This is a genomic window from Sphingopyxis terrae subsp. terrae NBRC 15098, from assembly GCF_001598815.1.
GTDB lineage: Bacteria > Pseudomonadota > Alphaproteobacteria > Sphingomonadales > Sphingomonadaceae > Sphingopyxis > Sphingopyxis terrae.
In genome coordinates this window covers 1-19,618 of record NZ_BCZQ01000044.1, presented here as the reverse complement: position 1 = coordinate 19,618, position 19,618 = coordinate 1, and the positions used below count along the sequence as shown (strand labels likewise).

General features: G+C 62.8%; 15 protein-coding genes. 7 read left to right on the top strand and 8 right to left on the bottom strand.

Translation table 11 applies throughout. The features are described from left to right. The 3 genes from STE01S_RS20600 to STE01S_RS18875 form a co-directional block, all read right to left on the bottom strand. Positions 1 to 507, bottom strand: a 507-nt coding sequence (locus tag STE01S_RS20600; protein WP_218017011.1) for a hypothetical protein, incomplete at its 3' end; no start/stop codon positions are given. Beyond that, on the bottom strand, positions 497 to 916 hold the full coding sequence (locus STE01S_RS18880) for a DUF5681 domain-containing protein (protein ID WP_162928355.1): 420 nt from the start codon (positions 914 to 916) through the stop codon (positions 497 to 499). The genes STE01S_RS18880 and STE01S_RS20600, both read right to left, overlap by 11 nt. A gap of 2 nt (positions 917 to 918) precedes the next feature. Continuing rightward, complete coding sequence (locus STE01S_RS18875; protein ID WP_062770752.1) at positions 919 to 2,352, bottom strand: DNA modification methylase; 1,434 nt, start codon at positions 2,350 to 2,352, stop codon at positions 919 to 921. Between the two features lie 464 nt (positions 2,353 to 2,816). Between STE01S_RS18875 and STE01S_RS18870 the strand changes: the two genes are divergently transcribed. The 5 genes from STE01S_RS18870 (at position 2,817) to STE01S_RS18850 (ending at position 11,363) form a co-directional block, all read left to right on the top strand. Next, positions 2,817 to 4,898 (top strand): S9 family peptidase, encoded by a 2,082-nt coding sequence (locus STE01S_RS18870; protein WP_062770750.1) that lies wholly within the window; start codon positions 2,817 to 2,819, stop codon positions 4,896 to 4,898. Positions 4,899 to 5,061: 163 nt separating this feature from the next. Then, positions 5,062 to 7,908: a valine--tRNA ligase gene (locus STE01S_RS18865; protein WP_062770748.1), complete on the top strand. Its 2,847-nt coding sequence runs from the start codon at positions 5,062 to 5,064 to the stop codon at positions 7,906 to 7,908. Continuing rightward, on the top strand, positions 7,905 to 9,362 hold the full coding sequence (locus STE01S_RS18860) for an MATE family efflux transporter (RefSeq protein ID WP_120694236.1): 1,458 nt from the start codon (positions 7,905 to 7,907) through the stop codon (positions 9,360 to 9,362). Before STE01S_RS18865 ends, STE01S_RS18860 begins: the two co-directional genes overlap by 4 nt. Positions 9,363 to 9,460: 98 nt before the next feature. Further along, positions 9,461 to 10,627: a sensor histidine kinase gene (locus tag STE01S_RS18855; RefSeq protein WP_255266028.1), complete on the top strand. Its 1,167-nt coding sequence runs from the start codon at positions 9,461 to 9,463 to the stop codon at positions 10,625 to 10,627. 1 nt (position 10,628) lies between these two features. After that, entirely contained in the window at positions 10,629 to 11,363 is a 735-nt protein-coding gene (locus tag STE01S_RS18850) for a LytR/AlgR family response regulator transcription factor (RefSeq protein ID WP_062770744.1), read from the top strand. Between the two features lie 16 nt (positions 11,364 to 11,379). Here STE01S_RS18850 and STE01S_RS18845 read toward each other — a convergent pair whose 3' ends face one another. The 3 genes from STE01S_RS18845 to STE01S_RS18835 all read right to left on the bottom strand — a co-directional run bounded on the left by STE01S_RS18845 (position 11,380) and on the right by STE01S_RS18835 (position 14,586). After that, positions 11,380 to 11,703, bottom strand: a complete 324-nt coding sequence (locus STE01S_RS18845) for a UrcA family protein (RefSeq protein ID WP_162928354.1) — start codon at positions 11,701 to 11,703, stop codon at positions 11,380 to 11,382. A gap of 317 nt (positions 11,704 to 12,020) precedes the next feature. Next, the gene (locus tag STE01S_RS18840; RefSeq protein ID WP_062770740.1) at positions 12,021 to 12,404 is read right to left on the bottom strand and encodes a hypothetical protein; all 384 of its coding nucleotides are present in this window, start codon (positions 12,402 to 12,404) and stop codon (positions 12,021 to 12,023) included. Between the two features lie 106 nt (positions 12,405 to 12,510). Further along, a complete protein-coding gene (locus tag STE01S_RS18835; RefSeq protein WP_062770738.1) occupies positions 12,511 to 14,586 on the bottom strand; it encodes a M13 family metallopeptidase in 2,076 nt (691 codons plus the stop codon). Positions 14,587 to 14,820: 234 nt separating this feature from the next. On the opposite strand from STE01S_RS18835, the gene uvrA reads away from it, so the two are divergent. Next, on the top strand, positions 14,821 to 17,712 hold the full coding sequence (gene uvrA, locus STE01S_RS18830; protein WP_062770736.1) for an excinuclease ABC subunit UvrA: 2,892 nt from the start codon (positions 14,821 to 14,823) through the stop codon (positions 17,710 to 17,712). A 143-nt stretch (positions 17,713 to 17,855) separates the two neighbouring features. Here the strand turns inward: uvrA and STE01S_RS18825 are convergent, their stop codons facing one another. After that, the gene (locus STE01S_RS18825; RefSeq protein WP_062770734.1) at positions 17,856 to 18,407 is read right to left on the bottom strand and encodes a hypothetical protein; all 552 of its coding nucleotides are present in this window, start codon (positions 18,405 to 18,407) and stop codon (positions 17,856 to 17,858) included. Positions 18,408 to 18,563: 156 nt separating this feature from the next. Next, a complete protein-coding gene (locus STE01S_RS18820; protein ID WP_062770732.1) occupies positions 18,564 to 18,896 on the bottom strand; it encodes a putative quinol monooxygenase in 333 nt (110 codons plus the stop codon). A 76-nt stretch (positions 18,897 to 18,972) separates the two neighbouring features. On the opposite strand from STE01S_RS18820, the gene STE01S_RS20595 reads away from it, so the two are divergent. Beyond that, positions 18,973 to 19,618 (top strand): hypothetical protein (locus tag STE01S_RS20595; protein ID WP_162928353.1); only part of this gene is annotated, 646 nt, incomplete at its 3' end.

Below are 19,618 nucleotides of genomic sequence, written 5' to 3'. Positions count from 1 at the left end.
CCCACCCCGGAATACACCATCGCCTACACCGGAAATTACACCACGAGCGCGGACGCTAACAACGGACGTCGACAAGCGATATCCGCCTCGCGTTGTTCTGACCTCCTCGGTACTGGTCTTTTTGGGATCGAGATGTGTGTTGGGAAAAACGCGCCGATAGTAATCGGTCTGCATCAACCGGCGCATTTCGAACGCAAAATTTGCTGACAGATCCTGGGCGTAAGATGCGCAAATAATCTTCGCGCTTGGGTTCCGACCCAGAATCCAGGCGGGCGCGCACACGCTGCCGATAAAGCTCTTCATCGTGCGAGGAGGCATCGAAATGATCGACCGACGGTGTTTCCCATCGAACATCTTACCGACCCGATGACAAATGGCGTGGATATGCCAATTATCCTCGTAGGGCTCGTCGTGAAGCTGCCGGAACGCGCCGCGCATGAACACCGCGAGGTCGCTTCGGCACAGCTGGTCGTGAGCACGGCGCACTGAATGAGGGTCAAGCTCCATCAGTCTCTCCCAACCTGCCATGGTATCGGAGATATTCTTCGATCGCGGCAAGGTCTTCGCGCGTGTCTTCTGTGGGAATTACAACCGCTTCCTGGGCATCCTCAAAACGCTCGACCAAGGGCAGGAAGCGGTCGACAGCCTTGAGATCACCCTGACAGGCAAGAGTTGCAACGTGGAGAAGCATGAGCTCCTTGCGTTTCATCTTGACTGGCTTTCCCTGAATTTTTGCCCGAACCTTCTCGTTGGCGATCCGATTGACCATGGTCTTCAGATTGGGCGAGCCCTTAGGCCGTCCCTTGCCGCTCTTGTTCCCCTTCTTGAAGCGCGTCGTTCTAGGAGGACGGCCATAGCCGACTTCGTAATTCGGCTCTCCAGCCGGATCTCCGTTTTTGTCGTAAACTGCCGTCATCATTATTCCCCGCTCTCATCGAGCTCATATATTCTCCGGACAGCAACCTCATCGAAGCTTTCCCCGGTCGCGATAAGCACAGCGCGCTGGCCCGAGCACTTCTGCCAACGCTGAATCGCCACATCCACGAACCGCGGTTCAAGCTCGATTCCCCGGCAAACCCGGCCCGTCTTCTCGGCCGCAATCAGGGTAGTGCCAGATCCAAGAAAGCTGTCGATGACCAGTTCGCCGCACGAGGTTACGTCGAGGATCGCGTCAATGATAAGCTCGACAGGTTTCGGCGTCGCATGATGCTGGAGCATCGCATTCGCTGAGGAACCCGGCCGGTTCGCACCTGGAGCGCACCACACATTCTGCCGGTCACGTCCATTCTTGCCGAGCGCCACATTGTTGGTGTGAGGTGTTTCACCCTTGCAAAACACGGCGATGAGCTCGTGAGCAGAGCGATACATGGCGCCCATACCTCCCGATTCCTTATACCAAACCACAAGATTGATCAGCGTGAGGCCTGCAGTCTCCCCGACGTCGAGAAGGAGGGAGATCGATCTCCAATCCATAAAGACGAACAGGACGCTGCCTTCGCGTAGACATTTGCTCTGGAGCGTTATTGATCCAAGAAGGAGATCTCGAAACCCGTCGCGGGTCAATTCGCCCGAACCCATCACGAACTCGTCGTGAACCTTTTTGCCGAGGCCGCTAACATTGCCTTTAATCCGAACGTTGTACGGCGGATCGGTGACGACAGCATCCGCCTTTTCGTCGCCCATTAGCGCGGCGAAAGTCCCCTCATTCAGCGCATCGCCGCAAATTATGCGGTGTTTTGCCAAACTCCATATGTCGCCGACCTTGGTAGTCGGTATGGCAGGCGGTTCAGTTAAATCATCCTCACCGGGGCTTTCCGGATCGATCGGATCGGCGAGAATGATATCCGCTTCCTCAAGCGAAAAGCCGGTATCATCGAGATCGGCACCGAATTCGATCAGCTCTTCGAATTCGACCTTCAATTGATCGAGATCCCAATCCCCTTTTTCGCCTAATCTATTCGAGGCCAGCCGAAGGGTCCTGATCTGGATCTCATCGAGATGCTGACACTGGATCGCCGGCACCTCGCGAATTCCGAGTTGCGTCGCCGCCGCGATGCGGGCCTGACCATCGACAACCAGATTACCTGATATGAGGATCGGTACGCAGAAACCGTGGCTGGTGATCGAACGCGCGATTGCTTCGACATGTTTCTGGTCGAGCTTACGGACTTGATGTCCAGTGGACCGGAGTTCGGCGATCGCCACCGTCTCGAACAGCAGTGTTGGAAGCGGATCGTTCCGCGCGCTACGCTCGGCCACCAGTCGCCGCGACGCCAGCGCGTTGCGACGTCGTCCCGTCTTGTCGAGCTTGGCCCCCTTCAAACTTCCTTCCTTCAAACGCTTTACAACCATTTCAACCTCCAAAACAAAACCCCCGCCGGCGCTGGTGCGCGGCGGGGGTCTCGAGGAAGGAAACCGACCGGCCCGCGCGTCTGCGCAAACACTGGTCGACCGATCCTTCCTTGGCTGGTCGAAACGCCTTCTCTCGAAGGCTTGCCCTTAATGGATACCTCCTCTGCTCGGTTTGCAAGAGTGTTTTGAATTTTTCTGGCACTTCCCGTCCATGCCGTAGCTCATGCGGTTAAATCATCCGGGATTCCCAATAAATTCCCGTTATCGAGAAACAGGAATTTGTCGGCGTGCCGCGGGAAATCCGGCGCGCAGCGCGGAGCCTCCCGTCTGATGGCTGCGAAATGCGGTAAATTCCCGTTATTTTCCCGTTCAGTTCGGGAATCCAGCCAGAGACCGGTTCGCACTGGACTACGCCCACCGCCATCAGGACTTGAACCCGCCCGCCGCAGCGCTACACCCGCGGCATGCGTAACATTCTTATCCCCAGCGCGCTCGCGCTCGCCGCCGCCCTTTCCACGCCCGCTCTCGCCCGGCCGATGACCGAGGTCGATCTTGCGACGCTCAATCGCGTTGCCGCGCCCACGGCTTCGCCCGACGGGCGATGGGTCGTGTTCCAGATGACCGAGACCGCGCCCGAAACCTACAAGCGCTCGACCGGGCTCTGGCTCGTCGATCGCAAGGCCAAGGACGCCAAGCCCGCTCGAATCGCCGATGCACCCGGCAAGAATGAGGCGTCGCCGGCCTTTGCACCCGACGGCAGTCTGTATTTCATCTCGAACGCCTCGGGCAGCGATCAGGTCTGGCGGATCGATCCGAAGGCCGGCACGCCCGCGACGCAGGTTACTGATACCAAGGCCGATGTCGCGGGCTTCAAAATTTCGCCCGATGGCGCGCGCCTGCTCGCGTGGGGCGATATCCCCATGGAGTGCGCCGATTTCGGCTGCGACGCGAAGGACGTAAAGGACAAGGGCGCGCTTGTCGGCCCCGGCAGCGGACGGCTCTACAAGGACGGCACCGGCTTCGTCCGTCACTGGGACACGTGGGAAACCCCCGGCACCCACAGCCGCCCCTTTGTTTTCAATCTGGCGGACGGCAAGGCGAGCGCGGCGCGGCCGGTCGCGGCCGGACTGGTCGGCGACGCGCCGTCGAAACCCTTTGGCGGCGGCGAAGAGCTTGCTTGGGGCGCCGACAGCCGCACCGTCTATTTCACGCTGCGCAAGGCCGATCGCCACGAGCCGACCTCGACCAACCTCGACATCTATCGCTGGCTCGTCGACAGCCGCATGATGCCGGTCAATCTGACCGAGGCCAATCAGGCGACCGACACCCTGCCCACCCCCTCCCCCGACGGCAAATGGCTGGCCTATGTCGCGATGGCGCGGCCGGGGTATGAATCCGACCGGCAGGTGCTGATGCTGCGCAACCTTGCGACCGGCGACACGCGCAAACTCACCGACGCCTGGGACCGCTCGGTCGCCTCGATCGCCTGGGCCGCCGACAGCAAGGCACTGTTCGTCACCGCGCAGGACACGCTTGAACATCCCCTGTTCCGCGTCGACGCAGCGAGCGGCAAGGTCGAACGGCTGAAGGCGTCGAACGAAGCCTTCGACGGCAACATCGGCGACGTCAGCGTGCTCGCTGGCGGCGCGCTGCTCTATGCGCGCAACACCGCCCTAGCCCCCACCGACGTCTATGTCCGCGATGCCAAGGGCAAGGTGACGCAGCTCACCGCGGTCAACGCCGACCGCATGGCCGAATTCGATCCGGTGCGGCTCGATCGCATGCAGTTCGCCGGCGCCAATGGCGACAAGGTGTGGGGAATGATCCTCAAGCCCGCGAACGCCGCCGCCGCGAAGCTGCCGGTCGCCTTCATCGTTCATGGCGGTCCGCAGGGCAGCTTCGGCAACAGCTGGTCAACGCGCTGGAACCCCCGCCTGTTCGCGCAGCAGGGCTATGGCGTCGTCACTGTCGATTTCCACGGATCAACGGGTTACGGGCAAGCCTTCACCGACAGCATCAACAAGGATTGGGGCGGCAAGCCGCTCGAAGATCTGAAGCTCGGCCTAGCAGCGGCAGGCAAGCAGGATGCGCAGCTCGACATCGCCAACGCCTGCGCGCTCGGCGCGTCCTATGGCGGCTATATGATGAACTGGATCGCCGGCCAGTGGACCGACGGTTTCAAATGCCTCGTCCAGCACGACGGCGTCTTCGACGCACGCGCGATGGCCTATGAAACCGAGGAGCTGTGGTTCGACGAATGGGAGCATGGCGGCCCCTATTTCAAGGTTCCCGAAGAATATGAAAAATGGAACCCGGTGAACCATGTCGACAAATGGAAGACGCCGATGCTGGTGATCACCAGCGAGAAGGATTTCCGCATTCCCTATACGCAGGGCCTCGCCGCCTTCACCGCGCTTCAGCGCCACGGCGTTCCGTCGCAATTGCTCGTGTTTCCAGACGAAAACCATTGGGTGCTGAAGGGTGCGAACAGCGTCCAGTGGCATCAGACCGTATTTAATTGGTTGGACAGCTATCTGAAGAAATAGGCAAGACCGCGTGCTCCCGCGAAGGCGGGAGCCCATCACCGGCCGGTGCAAGTTGGAACCGGCAGAAGATGGGTCCCCGCCTTCGCGGGGACACGCGATGGCTTGCAGCAAATGCGTGTCCCCCCTTGCCGCTGCGCGTCCCGGCTGGCAAAGGCGCCCGGCTATGCCGATGGAAAAAACCTTCGATCCCGCCGCTATCGAGGCGAAATGGTCCCACGAATGGGAAAGCCGCGGGCTCTATCGCCCCGCGCGTCCCGACGCGACACCCTTCACGATCGTCAACCCGCCGCCGAACGTCACCGGCGCGCTGCACATCGGCCATGCGCTCGACAACACGCTGCAGGACGTGCTCGTCCGTTATGAGCGGCTGCGCGGCAAGGATGCGCTGTGGGTCGTCGGCATGGACCATGCCGGCATCGCGACGCAGATGGTAGTCGAACGCCAGATGGAAGCGCGGCAGGACAAGCGCACCAATTACAGCCGCGAGGACTTCGTCGAAAAGGTCTGGCAGTGGAAAGCGGAAAGCGGCGGCCAGATCACCGGCCAGCTCCGCCGCCTCGGCTGCTCGATGGACTGGTCGCGCGAACAGTTCACGATGGACCCGCATTTCACCCGCGCGGTGGTCAAGGTGTTCGTCGATCTCCATAAAAAGGGCCTGATCTACCGCGACAAACGCCTCGTGAACTGGGACCCCAAGCTCAAGACCGCGATCAGCGACCTCGAGGTCGAAACGGTCGAGGTGAAGGGCGGCTTCTGGCACTTCAAATACCCGCTCGCCGACGGCGTGACGCTCGACGACGGCCGCGATTATATCGAGGTCGCGACGACACGCCCCGAAACGATGCTCGCCGACATGGCAGTCGCGGTGCATCCCGATGACGCGCGCTACAAGAGCGTGATCGGCAAGGACATCCTCCAGCCGATCACCGGCCGCCGCTTCAAGATCGTCGCCGACGAACATGCCGATCCCGAACTGGGCAGCGGCGCGGTGAAGATCACGCCGGGGCATGATTTCAACGACTTCGAGGTCGGCAAGCGCGCGGGCTTCAAACCCGCCGAGATGCTCAACATGTTCGATGGCGATGCGAACGTCATCCAGACTGCCGACGGGCTGATCCCCGACGAATATCTTGGCCTCCACCGCTTCAAGCGCGATGGTGTCGATGGCGCCCGCGAACTGGTTGTGGCGCGCATGAAGGAAGCCGGCTTCCTGATCCCGCACGTCGACAAGGACGGGAACGAACATGACGCCGAACCGCGCACGATCCAGACGCCGTTCGGCGACCGCGGCGGCGTGGTGATCGAACCCTGGCTGACCGACCAATGGTATGTCGATGCCGAAACGCTCGCGCAGCCACCGATGCAGGCGGTGCGCGATGGCCGCATCAACATCGTCCCCAAGACGTGGGAAAAGACCTTCTTCAACTGGATGGAGAATATCCAGCCCTGGTGCGTCTCGCGCCAACTCTGGTGGGGACACCGGATTCCGGCTTGGTACGGGCCTGCCAAAGATTTTGAGGCGGGTGTCGGAAACGAAAAATTTTTTGTCGGCATCAACGAATCCGAGATCAGAGAGCAAGCTGCCGCTTTCTATGAACTGCCAGCCGAGCGGATACTATTTGCTCAGGACGGTGAAAATGCAGGACTTCGTTGGCTGGACGAGTCCGACCCCAGCGTTGTTCTCTGGCAGGACCAAGACGTCCTCGACACCTGGTTTTCTTCCGCCCTTTGGCCCTTCGCGACGCTCGGCTGGCCTGAAAACACCGAGCTTCTGAAACGCCACTACCCCAACGACGTCCTCATCTCGGGCTTCGACATCCTCTTCTTCTGGGATGCGCGCATGGCCATGCAGGGGATGGAGTTCATGGGCGACGTGCCGTGGAAGACGCTCTATCTCCACGGCCTCGTCCGCGCGCCCGACGGCGCGAAGATGTCGAAGTCGAAGGGCAATGTCGTCGATCCGCTCGGACTGATCGACCAATATGGCGCCGACGCGCTGCGCTTCTTCATGGCGGCGATGGAAAGCCAGGGCCGCGACATCAAGATGGATGACGCGCGCCTCGCGGGCTATCGCAACTTCGCGACCAAGCTGTGGAACGCCGCGCGCTTCTGCGAAGCGAATGGCATTTCGGCCTCGACCAGCTTCGAAGCGCCCGTCGCAACGCTGCCGGTCAACCGCTGGATCATCGGCGAGGTCGCCGCGACGGTCGCGGCGATGGAGAGCGCCTTCGCCGCCTATCGCTTCGACGAGGCCGCGAATGCGATCTACAGCTTTGCCTGGGATCGTTTCTGCGACTGGTATCTGGAACTGATCAAGGGCGCGATCGACGACGAGACAAAGGCCGTTGCCGGCTGGGTGCTCGACCAGATCCTCGTCATGCTGCACCCCTTCATGCCCTTCATCACTGAAGAGCTGTGGACGGGCCTCGGCGACCGCGCCGACTATCCGCTGATCACGGCCAAATGGCCAGAGCCATTCCCGAAGCAGATAATCGAGCCCTCGCTTGTTGTTAATGAGAACAAATTCTTTGCTCCAGCCATCGACCAACAGGCAGCTGAAGATGTGAACTGGCTGATCAAGCTCGTCAGCGAATTGCGCACCGCCAAGGCCGAGCTCGGCCTGCCGCCGGGCGCGCGCCTGACCGCGCATTTCCCGGCATCGCTCAAGGGCCGTACCGACAAGCTATCGGCGCAACTCGACCGTCTCGCGCGGCTCGAAGCGATCAGCTTCGATCCCGCTCCCGCAGGCGCCTCGGCACAGCTCGTCGTCGAGGGCGAGACGATCACCGTCCCGCTCGAAGGCGTGATCGACATCTCCGCCGAGCGCGAGCGGCTGACCAAGGCGCTCGCCGCCGCGGCCAAGGAACGCGACAGCCTCGCGGGTCGGCTGAACAACCCCTCGTTCGTCGAACGCGCCAAACCCGAAGCCGTCGACAAGGCGCGCGCCGACCATGCCGCCAAGGAGGCCGAGGCCGACCGCCTGACCGCCGCGCTGGCGCGGCTGGGGTGAGCGAAGACGCGTCCGTTACGCCGGTAGCCGCCGCTGCCGATCCCGCCGCCGCGCCGGTTCCGCCGCGCCAGACCGCGCGCGGCGCCGGACGCATGAACCTGACCGAAGGGCCGATCGCGAAGACGCTGATCCTCTTCGCCTTGCCGACGCTCGCATCGAACGTGCTGCAGACGCTGTCGGGGTCGATCAATTCGGTGTGGGTCGGCCAGTTCCTCGGCGGCAGCGCGCTCGCCGCAACCGCCAATGCGAACATCATCATGTTCCTGATGTTCGCGACCTTCTTCGGCTTCGGTATGGCCGCGACGGTGCTGATCGGCCAGGCGATCGGGCGCGGCGATACCGACGCGGCGCGCCGCGCCACCGGTGCCGTCGTCGGCCTCGCGCTGATCTTCTCGCTCGTCATCGCCATCGTCGGCTGGTTCGCCTCGACCACCATCCTGCATTGGCTCAAGACCCCGCCCGAAGCCTTTGACCTTGCACATGATTATCTGCGCGTGACCTTCATCGCGATCCCGGCAAGCATGCTGGCGGTGACGCTGATGATGGCGTCGCGCGGCGCCGGCGACGCGGTGACGCCGCTGCGCTTCATGCTGTTGTCGGTCGTCCTCGACATCGCGCTCAACCCGCTGCTGATCCTCGGCATCGGCCCCTTCCCGCGCCTCGGCATCGCGGGCAGCGCGCTCGCGACGGCGATTGCCGGAACGATCAGCCTGATCGCGATGCTCGGCTGGTTCTATGCCCGCGACCATGTGCTGCGGCTGCGCGGGCCCGAACTCAAATATCTCCTCCCCAATATGGAGGAACTGCGCTTCATCATCGGCAAGGGGCTGCCGATGGGCGCACAGATGCTCGTCATTTCGGGCGCCGGGCTGGTGATGGTCGGGCTGGTCAATCGCGAAGGGCTCGTCACCGCCGCTGCCTATGGCGCGACGCTGCAATTGTGGAACTATGTCCAGATGCCCGCGCTCGCGGTCGGCGCGGCGGTCAGCGCCATGGTCGCGCAGAATATCGGCGCTGCAAAGTGGAACCGCGTCACCACCATCACCAATAGCGGCATCGCGATCAACCTGATGATGACCGGGGTGCTGATCGCGCTGCTGCTCCTTTTCGACCGCGCTGCGCTCGCCCTTTTCCTCGGTAGCGATACCGCGGCAATCGATGCCGCGCGCCATATCCAGTTGCTCGCGACCTGGACCTTCCTGCCCTTCGGCACGACGATCGTGCTGATCGGAACGCTCCGCGCCAACGGATCGGTCGTGCCACCGCTCGTCATCCTGTTCCTGTCGATGTTCCCGATCCGCCTCGGCATCTATTATCTGGGCTACCCGGCGCTCGGCGGCGATGCGATCTGGTGGAGCTTTCCGCTGTCCTCGTTCGCGTCGCTGACCATGGCGTGGATCGTCTATCGCCGCGGCAACTGGCGCCGCACGCTGCCGCAACCCCGCGTCGCCTGACCGGCCGCGTTTCGACCAAAAGGCGCGCGGCTTCGACTGACGCAGCGCGCGCACCTAGTTTTTTGCGCCATATTCGCGCAAAAGCGACGGCAATGAACATGACCATCCGCAAAGAGACGCTGCGCGACCAGCGTGCGCACATGCTGGCCGCATCGCCGGGCTGGCGCGCGTCGGACGCCCGCGTCAATCCCCGCGTCGCGATCGGTTCGATCATCGCGATGTGGCTGATCTATTTCCTGATCACGACCGGGCTGGCCTTGCTGGCCGGGGCCGCCGAGCAATGGGGTGCGATCGGCCGCCGCGCGATCGTCGTCATCGCCGGTATCCTCTGCACCTTCACCCTCTATCAGCTGATCCAGCGGGTTCAGCCCAAAAGCTTTGGCGCGCGGCTCGCCGTCGCGATGGGCGCCGCTGTGCCGCTTGTCGTCATCTACGCGAGCATCAATCTGCTCGTCTTCTTCTACTGGTTTCCATCAGGCGATACTCAGAAGATCATTGAAGAGGTGCAGTCCAAATTTCCCATTGCCTGGGAAACGGTGCTGATCCTCGACAGTTCGATCCGCTGGTATTTCTTCTTCGCGGTATGGGCCGCACTCTATGTCGCCTTCGGCTATGCCAACGAGATGCGCGCGGTCGAGCGCCGCGCCAACAGCTACCGGGTCGAGGCGCAGGCGGCGCAGCTGCGCGCGCTCCACTATCAGGTGAACCCGCACTTCCTGTTCAACACGCTCAATTCGCTGTCGACGCTCGTCATGCGCGGATCGCAGGCGGAGGCCGAGACGATGATCATGAATCTGTCGTCCTTCCTGCGATCGAGCCTCGCGATCGATCCCGAACAGCTCGTCAGCCTCGACGAGGAAATGGCGCTCCAGCGCCTCTATCTCCAGATCGAGCAGGCGCGCTTTCCCGACCGCCTGCAGGTCGAGGTGACGATGCCGAAAGCGCTAGAGAATGCGCGCGTTCCCGTGCTGATCCTGCAACCGATCATCGAAAATGCGATCAAATATGGCGTTGCTCCCAGCAAGGGAAGGATTGCGATCCGCCTGTCGGCGAGCAGCGAATATGGGCTGCTCGTGATCCGGATCGAAAATGACATCGACCCCGCCGCACCGACCCCCGAATCGGGCACCGGCCTCGGGCTCGGCAACGTCCGCGAACGGCTGATCACACGCTACGGCCCGGTGGCAGGCTGCGAATGGGGACGGTCGGACAGCGGCGCCTTCGCGGTATCGCTGTGGCTGCCGATCGCGGGCGAAGGACACTGACATGCTGCAGACGCTGCGCACCCTGATCGTCGATGACGAGCCGCTGGCAATCGAACGGCTTCAGATTCTGGCGGGGCAGCAGGACGGGGTTTCGCTCGTCGGTACCGCCAGCGACGGCGCATCGGCGCTGCGCATGGTCGAGGCGCTCGCGCCCGATCTGTTGCTTTGCGATATCGCCATGCCCGACCTCGACGGGCTGGAGGTGGCGACCGCGCTCGAAAAGCTCGATTGTCCGCCAGCCATCGTCTTCGTCACGGCGTTCGATCGCTATGCTGTCGCAGCCTTCGACGTCGCCGCGGTCGACTATCTGCTCAAGCCCGTGTCGCCCGATCGTCTTGCCAAGGCACTGGCGCGCGTGCGCGAATGGCGCAGCGCTGGGCGAACTGCCCCGCCGAAGAGCCGGTGGATCAACGAATTCTGGGTCCAGAACCGCGGTGAGATGCTGCGCATCGATGCGGCACAAGTCGATCTGATCGAGGCCGAGCGCGACTATATGCGCCTCTATGTCGGCAGCCGAAGCTGGCTGATCCACCAGACGATCAAATCATTGGAAGAGCGGATGAACCCCGATCAGTTCATGCGCATTCACCGGTCCAAGATGGTCCGGCGCGACGGCATCGTCGGCCTCAAGCATCATGGCGACGGCGCGTGGAGCGTGGACCTGGGCGAAGGCGGCCAGCACCGGATCGGCCGAACCTATCTGCACGAAGTAAAGGCGATCATGCACGGCGCATGACCGCCCCTTCCGCCGTTTAGCGAGCAGCGACTTCCGCCGGGCGTTCGAGTGCCAATTTGGCATCGTCGCGACCGAACAGTACCGCCATCTGCGACGCGGCGCTACGGCGCGCATTGGCGGTGCAGTCGCTCTCCTGGGCCCGCTGGAAGAGGTTCGGCCGCGGATTGGCGCGGCACATGTCACGAATGGCGATACGCAAGCGCGCCTCGAGCCGCGCGCGGCCCTTGACACTGCTCAGATTCAGATCGCTGTACGGCACGATCACCGTCGGCGCCGCATCAGAATCCGCGACGCCCGTCTCGGCAGCATTCGCGACGGGAACAGCCGCGCCTGCCGACAATGCAGCGGCACAGCTCATGAGAAAATATTTGGCAATAGGGTCTGACATGGGGGAGTCCTCTCATCCGTTATAGGTTGCGGGACACGCTGCGCTTTAACCGGGGAAGTCTGGTCGCCTCGTATCCCGCGCCCTAGACATGCGCCATTCTTCCGCGCCAGACACGCGCGCTTCGATCAGCCCCCGCGACGAGTCGATTGAAAGATGAAACGCCGACGGGCGCCGACCAACGGACGAACGGAAGCGCGCCAATAAAAAGGGGCCCCGACTTGTCGTCGGAGCCCCTTTAATCTCACGGGATCGCGTGCCGATTGGCAGCACTATTCCTTGGGCTGCGGCTTGGCACAGCGGCTGGTGTCGCCCGCCTTGCAGGCCGCGACATCGGCTTCCCACTTCTGGCGTTCTTCGGCGGCCATCGCCGCGACGCGAGCCTTTTCCGCTTCATAAGCGGCGGTTTCGTCGGCATATTTCGCCTGCGCAGCGGCCGCCTGCTCGGCGATCGCAGCCTTTTGCTGTTCATATTGCGAAACGCTCTGCTGATAGCGCGCGGTTTCGGCATCGGCCTTCGCGAGCTGCTCGGCATTCAGCTTCGCGGTATCCGCGCGTTCCTGAGCGGTCGTGCCGTCAGGCAGCTTCTGGGCCATCGCCGGCGCCGAGCTCATCAGCGCCGCGACGACCGCGGCGGCAAAAATCGATCTGGTCATCGAGAAATCTCCTAAATCCGAGCACCCTGCCCGTCCAACGCTTTGCCGCAAGATGCGTTCCGCAGCCAGCGGCATTGCGTGGGATGGGTAACGGGGCGCCGCCGGCTTACCAGATACGCGTGCGATCCTCGGGCTTCAGATAATATTTGGTCCCCGGCGCGACGTTGAACGCCTTGTACCAGGCATCGACGTTGCGCAGCGGACCGATGATGCGCCAGCGCGCCGGGCTGTGCGGGTCGCTCGCTACCTGCTGCTTGGTCGCATCCTCGCGCGCCTTGTCGCGCCACGCCTGCGCAAAGGCCAGGAAGAAGCGCTGGTCGCCGGTCAACCCGTCGATCACCGGCGCTTCCTTGCCGTTCAGCGACCGGTGATAAGCGTCATAGGCGACCTCGAGCCCGGCAAGGTCGGCGAGATTCTCGCCCATCGTCAGATCGGGGTTGATGAACGCACCCGGCGCCGCCTCATAGGTCGCATATTGCGCGCCGAAGCCCTTGGCCTGCGCATCGAAGCGCGCGGCATCTTCCTTGGTCCACCAGTCGCGCACGGCGCCGCTCGCGTCGATCTTGCGGCCCTGATCGTCGAAACCATGAGTGATTTCATGGCCGATCACGGCGCCGATCGCGCCATAGTTGACCGCATCGTCGACCGTCTCGCTGAAATAGGGCGCCTGCAGAATACCGGCCGGGAAAACGATCTTGTTTTCAAGCCCGCCGTTGTAGGCGTTCACTTCCTGCGCGTTCATCGACCATTTCTTGCGGTCGACCGGCTTGTCCAGGTCGGCGAGCTGATAGGCATATTCGAACGCCGCGCTGCGCTTCACATTGCCGTAAAGGTCGGCGGGATCGATCTTGAGGCCCGAATAATCGCGCCACTTGTCGGGGTAGCCGACCATCACGTCCATCTTGTCCAGCTTGGCGAGCGCGGCTTCCTTGGTGGCGGGCGCCATCCAGCTGTTGCCGCGGATCCGGTCGCCCATCGCCAGCTTCAGATTGGCGACGAGCGATTCCATCTTGGCCTTGGCACTCGGCGGGAAATATTGCTTCGCATATTCCTCGCCGACCAGCTCACCCAGGCTGCCGTCGACAAGGCGCAGCCCGCGCTTCCAGCGCGGCCGCATCTCGGTCACGCCGCTCAGCGCCTTCGAGAATTCGAAGCGGCTGTCGACCCAGTCGTCGGACAGATAATTGGCTGCATTGTCGGCGACATGGAATTCCTGCCACAGCTTCAGCGTGTCGAGCGGCGTCTTGCCATAGAGCGCGGCGATGTCGCGGATCGCGGTATTTTCGTTGACGATGATGCGCTTCTGCGCCGGAATTTCGGCGCCCGCGAACCAGGCGCTCCAGTCGAGTCCGGGCGCATAGGCGGCCAGCGCCTCCGACGACATCGGGTTGTTGATCTTGCCCAGATCGCGGCGCTCGGCGATCGCCCAGCTCACCTTGGCGATCTCGGTCTCGAACGCCAGCACCGCATCGGCCGCCTTTTCGGGATCGGGGTTGCCGATCATCTTCATCGACCGCGCGATATAGGCGCGATAGGCATCGCGCTGCGGCTTGAAGCTGTCATTCAGATAATAGTCGCGGTCGGGAAGCCCGATCCCGCCCTGCCCGAGCCACAGCACGTTGACCGTCGGCGTGTCGGGATCGGCATAGGGACCGCCACCGACGATCGAGGCGCCGAAGCTTCCCTGCGATGCGCCCATGAAGCGCGCCATTTCGCTCTTGTCCTTGATCGCCGCGACGGCTGCGATATCGGCCATCAGCGGCTTGGTGCCGAGTTGTGCAACGCGCTTTTCGTCCATGAAGCTTTGATAAAGCCCGCCGACCTGACTGGTCGCGGGTGCGCCGGTGACGAGCTGGCGGAGCTGACGCTGCGTCAGATTATAGACATCGTAATCGACGCCGGCCGATGCCTGATCGGCCGGAATTTCGGTGCGCGCGAACCATGCGCCATTGGCATATTTGTCGAAATCGTCGCCCGGCTTTACCGACGGGTCGCGCGCGCCCAGATCGACGCCCCAGCTTCCGAAGGTCAGCGGCTTGAGCGACCCGTCTTCGGCGCCGGCCGCAGCATCGGTCGCAGCGACCAAGGAAGCGTCAGCGCCAGCATTGCGGGCCAGAACAGGTGCTGCGATCAGCGCGGCGGCGATAGCGACGGCAGCGGTGCCGCCCAAAAACATCTTCATTCCCCAGTCTCCTACCCCCGCGCACGGTTCAAGGGCCGATCCGCCGCAGGCCATGGCGACTTGTCCGCCCGCGCCAATCGCAGGTCAAGCAAGATGCAGGCCGCTGGTCGAACGCACTCGTTCGTTGGTGGAATCGACGCCCCGTTGCGCGCAAAGCAGCCGCTTCCTATCTAGGCGTTCGAGCGAGCGGCGCCCTCTTGCGCGGCCGGAACAAATCTGGAACATATCCACCCCATGAGTCTCACCCATATTTCGGTGCGCGGCGCGCGCGAGCATAATCTGAAGGGCGTCGACGTCGATCTGCCGCGCGATGCACTGATCGTCATCACCGGCCTGTCGGGCAGCGGCAAGTCGAGCCTCGCCTTCGACACCATCTATGCCGAGGGCCAGCGGCGCTATGTCGAAAGCCTCTCGGCTTACGCGCGCCAGTTCCTCGAAATGATGCAGAAGCCCGACGTCGAACATATCGACGGGCTGTCGCCGGCGATCAGCATCGAACAGAAGACGACGAGCCGCAACCCGCGCTCGACGGTGGCCACCGTCACCGAAATCTACGACTATATGCGCCTGCTCTGGGCGCGTGTCGGCATTCCCTATTCACCGGCGACCGGCGAGCCGATTTCGGCGCAGACGGTCAGCCAGATGGTCGACCGGGTGATGGACCTGCCCGAAGGAACGCGCGCCTATCTGCTCGCGCCCGTCGTGCGCGGGCGCAAGGGCGAATATAAGAAGGAACTCGCGCAGTGGCAGAAGGACGGCTTCACCCGCGTCCGCATCGACGGCGAATTTTACGAGATCGAGGACGCACCGGCGCTCGACAAGAAATACAAGCATGACATCGAGGTCGTGGTCGATCGCATCGTCGTGCGCGAGGGGATCGCGACGCGGCTTGCCGACAGTTTCGAGACGGCGCTGAAACTCGCCGAAGGGCTCGCCTATGTCGACCTTGCCGACGGCGACGTTCCGGGGCGCGACGGCGAAGTCGGCGGCGCCATGAAAGGCGCCGGCATCCCTGCCAACCGCATCATCTTTTCCGAAAAATTTTCCTGCCCCGTTTCGGGCTTCACGATCGCCGAGATCGAACCGCGGCTGTTCAGCTTCAACGCGCCGCAGGGCGCTTGTCCCGCATGCGACGGCCTCGGCGAGCGGCTGGAATTCGACCCCGAACTCGTCGTTCCAAACCATGCGCTCAGCCTGAAAAAGGGCGCCGTCGTGCCATGGGCGAAATCGAACCCGCCCTCGCCCTATTATATGCAGGTGCTCGAAAGCCTGGGCAAAGCCTATGGTTTCGGCCTCGACACGCCGTGGCAGGATCTGCCCGGCGAGGTGCAGCTCATCATTCTTTATGGCAGCGGCGGCAAGCCGGTCGAGCTGACCTTCAAGGACGGCCGGCGCACCTATACGACGCACAAAGCGTTCGAGGGCGTGATCGGCAACCTCAATCGCCGGATGCTCCAAACCGAAAGCGCGTGGATGCGCGAGGAGCTGGGCAAATATCAGACCGCACAGCCGTGCGAGACGTGCCACGGCGCGCGCCTGCGCCCCGAACCGCTCGCGGTAAAGATCGCGGGCGAGGACATCAGCATGTCGGCGCAGCGCTCGGTCGCCGACGCGCTCGCCTGGTTCAGCACGCTCGACGAAAAGCTCAACGATCAGCAGCGCCAGATCGCGAAGGCGATCCTGAAAGAGATCAACGAGCGGCTCGGCTTCCTCAACAATGTCGGGCTCGATTATCTCAACCTCAACCGCACCAGCGGCACGCTCAGCGGCGGCGAAAGCCAGCGCATCCGTCTTGCGTCACAAATCGGCAGCGGCCTCAGCGGCGTGCTCTATGTGCTCGACGAACCCAGCATCGGCCTGCACCAGCGCGACAACGACCGGCTGCTCGCGACCCTGAAGCGCCTCCGCGACCTCGGCAACACGGTGATCGTCGTCGAGCATGACGAGGACGCGATCCGCCACGCCGATTATGTCGTCGACATGGGGCCCGGCGCGGGCGTCCATGGCGGCGAGATCGTCGCCGAAGGCACGCTGAAGCAGGTGCTGGCGAACAAGAAGAGCCTGACCGCGGCCTACCTCACCGGCGCGAAGAAGATCGAGGTGCCGACGCACCGCCGCCCCGGCAACGGCTTCGACCTGGTGCTGAAGGGCGCGCGCGCCAACAATCTCCAGAATGTCACCGCGACGATCCCGCTCGGCACCTTCACCTGCGTCACCGGCCTGTCTGGATCGGGCAAGTCGAGCCTCGTCATCGACACGCTCTACGCCAGCGCGGCGCGCACGCTCAACGGCGCGCGGATGGTCGCGGGGCCGCACGACAGCCTGACCGGCCTTGAGCATTGCGACAAGGTGATCGACATCGACCAGTCGCCGATCGGCCGCACCCCGCGCTCGAACCCCGCGACGTACACCGGCGCCTTCACGACGATCCGCGACTGGTTCGCGGGGCTGCCCGAGGCGCAGGCGCGCGGTTACAAGCCCGGCCGCTTCAGCTTCAACGTCAAGGGCGGGCGCTGCGAAACCTGCACCGGCGACGGGCTGATCAAGATCGAGATGCACTTCCTGCCCGACGTCTATGTGACGTGCGAGACGTGCCACGGCAAACGCTACAACCGCGAAACGCTCGAGGTGAAGTTCAAGGGGATGAGCATCGCTGACGTGCTCGACATGACGGTCGAGGATGCGGCGGAGTTCTTCAAGGCGGTGCCCGCGATCCGCGACAAGATGGAGATGCTCGTCCGCGTCGGCCTCGGCTATATCAAGGTCGGGCAGCAGGCGACGACGCTGTCGGGCGGCGAGGCGCAGCGGGTGAAGCTGGCGAAGGAACTTTCGCGCCGCTCGACCGGACAGACGCTCTACATCCTCGACGAACCGACCACCGGCCTCCATTTCGAGGATGTGCGCAAGCTGCTCGAAGTGCTGCAGGCGCTGGTCGATCAGGGCAACAGCGTGGTGGTGATCGAGCATAACCTCGACGTCATCAAGACCGCCGACTGGATCGTCGACCTCGGCCCCGAAGGCGGGGTCAAGGGCGGCGAGATCGTCGCGGCCGGCACACCCGAGCAGGTTGTGAAGGAACCGCGGAGCTTTACGGGCCAATATCTGGCGCCGTTGCTGGGAAAATGACCCGTCCCCTTCCCGCCTGCGGGAGGGGTTAGGGGTGGGTGCGAGCGAAGCAAGCCTTGCCCTTGCCTATGCCCACCCCGCTGCGACTAGCGAGCAAGCTCGCAAGTCTCGCTGCCCCTCCCGCAAACGGGAGCGGGGAGAAATCAATGCCACACCGCCGACAGCGGATAGAGCGCGAGGAGCCAGATCAGGCAGGCGACGACGATGCGGCGGTCCTTTGCCGCGATCGCGAGCGCGGCGACGGGGAAGAAGGACCATGCGACAATGAAGGTGCGGACGCTGGTGGGCGCCGGTACGCCGTGCAGCCAGCCGACGGTGGCCAGCAATGCGACATTGCACAGCAAGACGCCGCCGATCACCAGCCGCCGCTGTTTGTCGAAATGGGCGTTAAGGTCGTCCCACGCCTCGGGATCGTCGGGAAAGACCAGGCTCGCCGCGACGAAATAGACCGCGGTGACGACGAAGCCGCCGAACAGGATCGGCCAGTTCAGCGGCAACGACTCGCGCAGGTTCCATCCGTACATCCAGAAGGTCACCACGTCGCACGACACGAACAGGCCGAGCAGCGCGGTCGGCCAGCCGATGCGGACGCGGTGGCTGGCCTTGAGCGCGCGCGCCAGCCCGCCCAGCCCCTCGGCCAGCGCGAGGCCCAGGATCAGGCCGAAAAAGGAAAAGCTGAATTCGAACCCCGTCATATGCCCCCCGGCCTGATCTCTCCCCGCCCGCTTGCGGGAGGGACTGCGAGACTTGCGAACCCGTTCGCTAGTCGCAGCGGGGTGGGCAATCAACCTCGCATGCGCGCACCCAAGCGCGGCCCACCCCCGCCCCCTCCCGCAAGCGGGAGGGGAGATTTACCCCATCAGCGTCGCGGTGATGTCGTCGGCGGCATAGATGCGGATCGCGGGCGGCTGCGGCGAGAGGGCGCGCATGTCGGCGACGAAGGCGCGCGCGGCGGGCAGCGCGAAATGGGCGCGCACCGCATCGACGCTCTCCCACTCCTCGACGAACGTCAGACATTCATAAGCCGAGCCATCCCCAGCCTGTCGAGGGACGGCATCGACATGGCAATGATGCGCCAGACACCCCGCCTCGGCCCGCGACCGAGCGCTATGTTCGGCACCGAGCGCGATCATGCGCTCGCGATGCTCGGGGGTGAGGATGACGTGGCCGGTGATGAGGATCATGGCAATTTCCTATAGACTTTGAACGGCGCTATCTTACATCATCACGAAATATGGAAATGGTCTCGATAGGTTTTCGATGAAGTCGAACCACAAACGAATCCTCTCTGACGTTTTGGCCTTAGAAGCTTGGCACGATCCATTTCTAATTTCGGATCAGGCAGCCGGAGTTTATGTCGAGCTCGCCTTTTCCGAGGCCAGAATAGGCGGCGAGAGTCCCGAGATACCTTTTACGTTCAAGCTGGCATTGCGACGTGCCCTTCTCACCGTCACAGTTTCTGAGCCGCTGCAAATTGACCGCAACTCGGTAGCAAGAAGCGTTCCAGAGGCTCAAGTTGAGTTCTCTCGTTTAAAGCTGGCAAAAGATCAGGTCGCGTCTGACGCAAAAGTTAAGGGAAGAATTTCTCCGTCGTCGATGCATTTAGCGCTGGAGGGATCAACGAGTTATGATCAAGAAGTTACCCGCCAAGATCAGCTCAAGTTGGTTCAAACACTCCCCGAAACGTTAGTATCTCCGATACCCGTTGGAAACTCAGCCTATTCGTGGTCCATGGAACCGACTTTCCGCGAGACCCTATCAGGTCAGCCATGGAATCCCGTCGATTCGCCAAGGTTCAAGATCAAGCCCCCAAAAAACTTCAGCAAGTTCGACGCCAGCATAAAAATTGAAGTGACCTGCGCTCTTGAGGATATAAAAATTTCCGATATCGTTCCTAAGAACCCGG

Excerpts from the sequence above, each read along its gene's own strand:
- STE01S_RS18880 (WP_162928355.1), bottom strand. The coding sequence starts at position 916 with ATGACGGCAGTTTACGACAAAAACGGAGATCCGGCTGGAGAGCCGAAT.
- STE01S_RS18875 (WP_062770752.1), bottom strand. The coding sequence starts at position 2,352 with ATGGTTGTAAAGCGTTTGAAGGAAGGAAGTTTGAAGGGGGCCAAGCTC.
- STE01S_RS18870 (WP_062770750.1), top strand. The coding sequence starts at position 2,817 with ATGCGTAACATTCTTATCCCCAGCGCGCTCGCGCTCGCCGCCGCCCTT.
- STE01S_RS18865 (WP_062770748.1), top strand. The coding sequence starts at position 5,062 with ATGCCGATGGAAAAAACCTTCGATCCCGCCGCTATCGAGGCGAAATGG.
- STE01S_RS18855 (WP_255266028.1), top strand. The coding sequence starts at position 9,461 with ATGACCATCCGCAAAGAGACGCTGCGCGACCAGCGTGCGCACATGCTG.
- STE01S_RS18850 (WP_062770744.1), top strand. The coding sequence starts at position 10,629 with ATGCTGCAGACGCTGCGCACCCTGATCGTCGATGACGAGCCGCTGGCA.
- STE01S_RS18840 (WP_062770740.1), bottom strand. The coding sequence starts at position 12,404 with ATGACCAGATCGATTTTTGCCGCCGCGGTCGTCGCGGCGCTGATGAGC.
- STE01S_RS18835 (WP_062770738.1), bottom strand. The coding sequence starts at position 14,586 with ATGAAGATGTTTTTGGGCGGCACCGCTGCCGTCGCTATCGCCGCCGCG.
- uvrA (WP_062770736.1), top strand. The coding sequence starts at position 14,821 with ATGAGTCTCACCCATATTTCGGTGCGCGGCGCGCGCGAGCATAATCTG.
- STE01S_RS18825 (WP_062770734.1), bottom strand. The coding sequence starts at position 18,407 with ATGACGGGGTTCGAATTCAGCTTTTCCTTTTTCGGCCTGATCCTGGGC.
- STE01S_RS18820 (WP_062770732.1), bottom strand. The coding sequence starts at position 18,896 with ATGATCCTCATCACCGGCCACGTCATCCTCACCCCCGAGCATCGCGAG.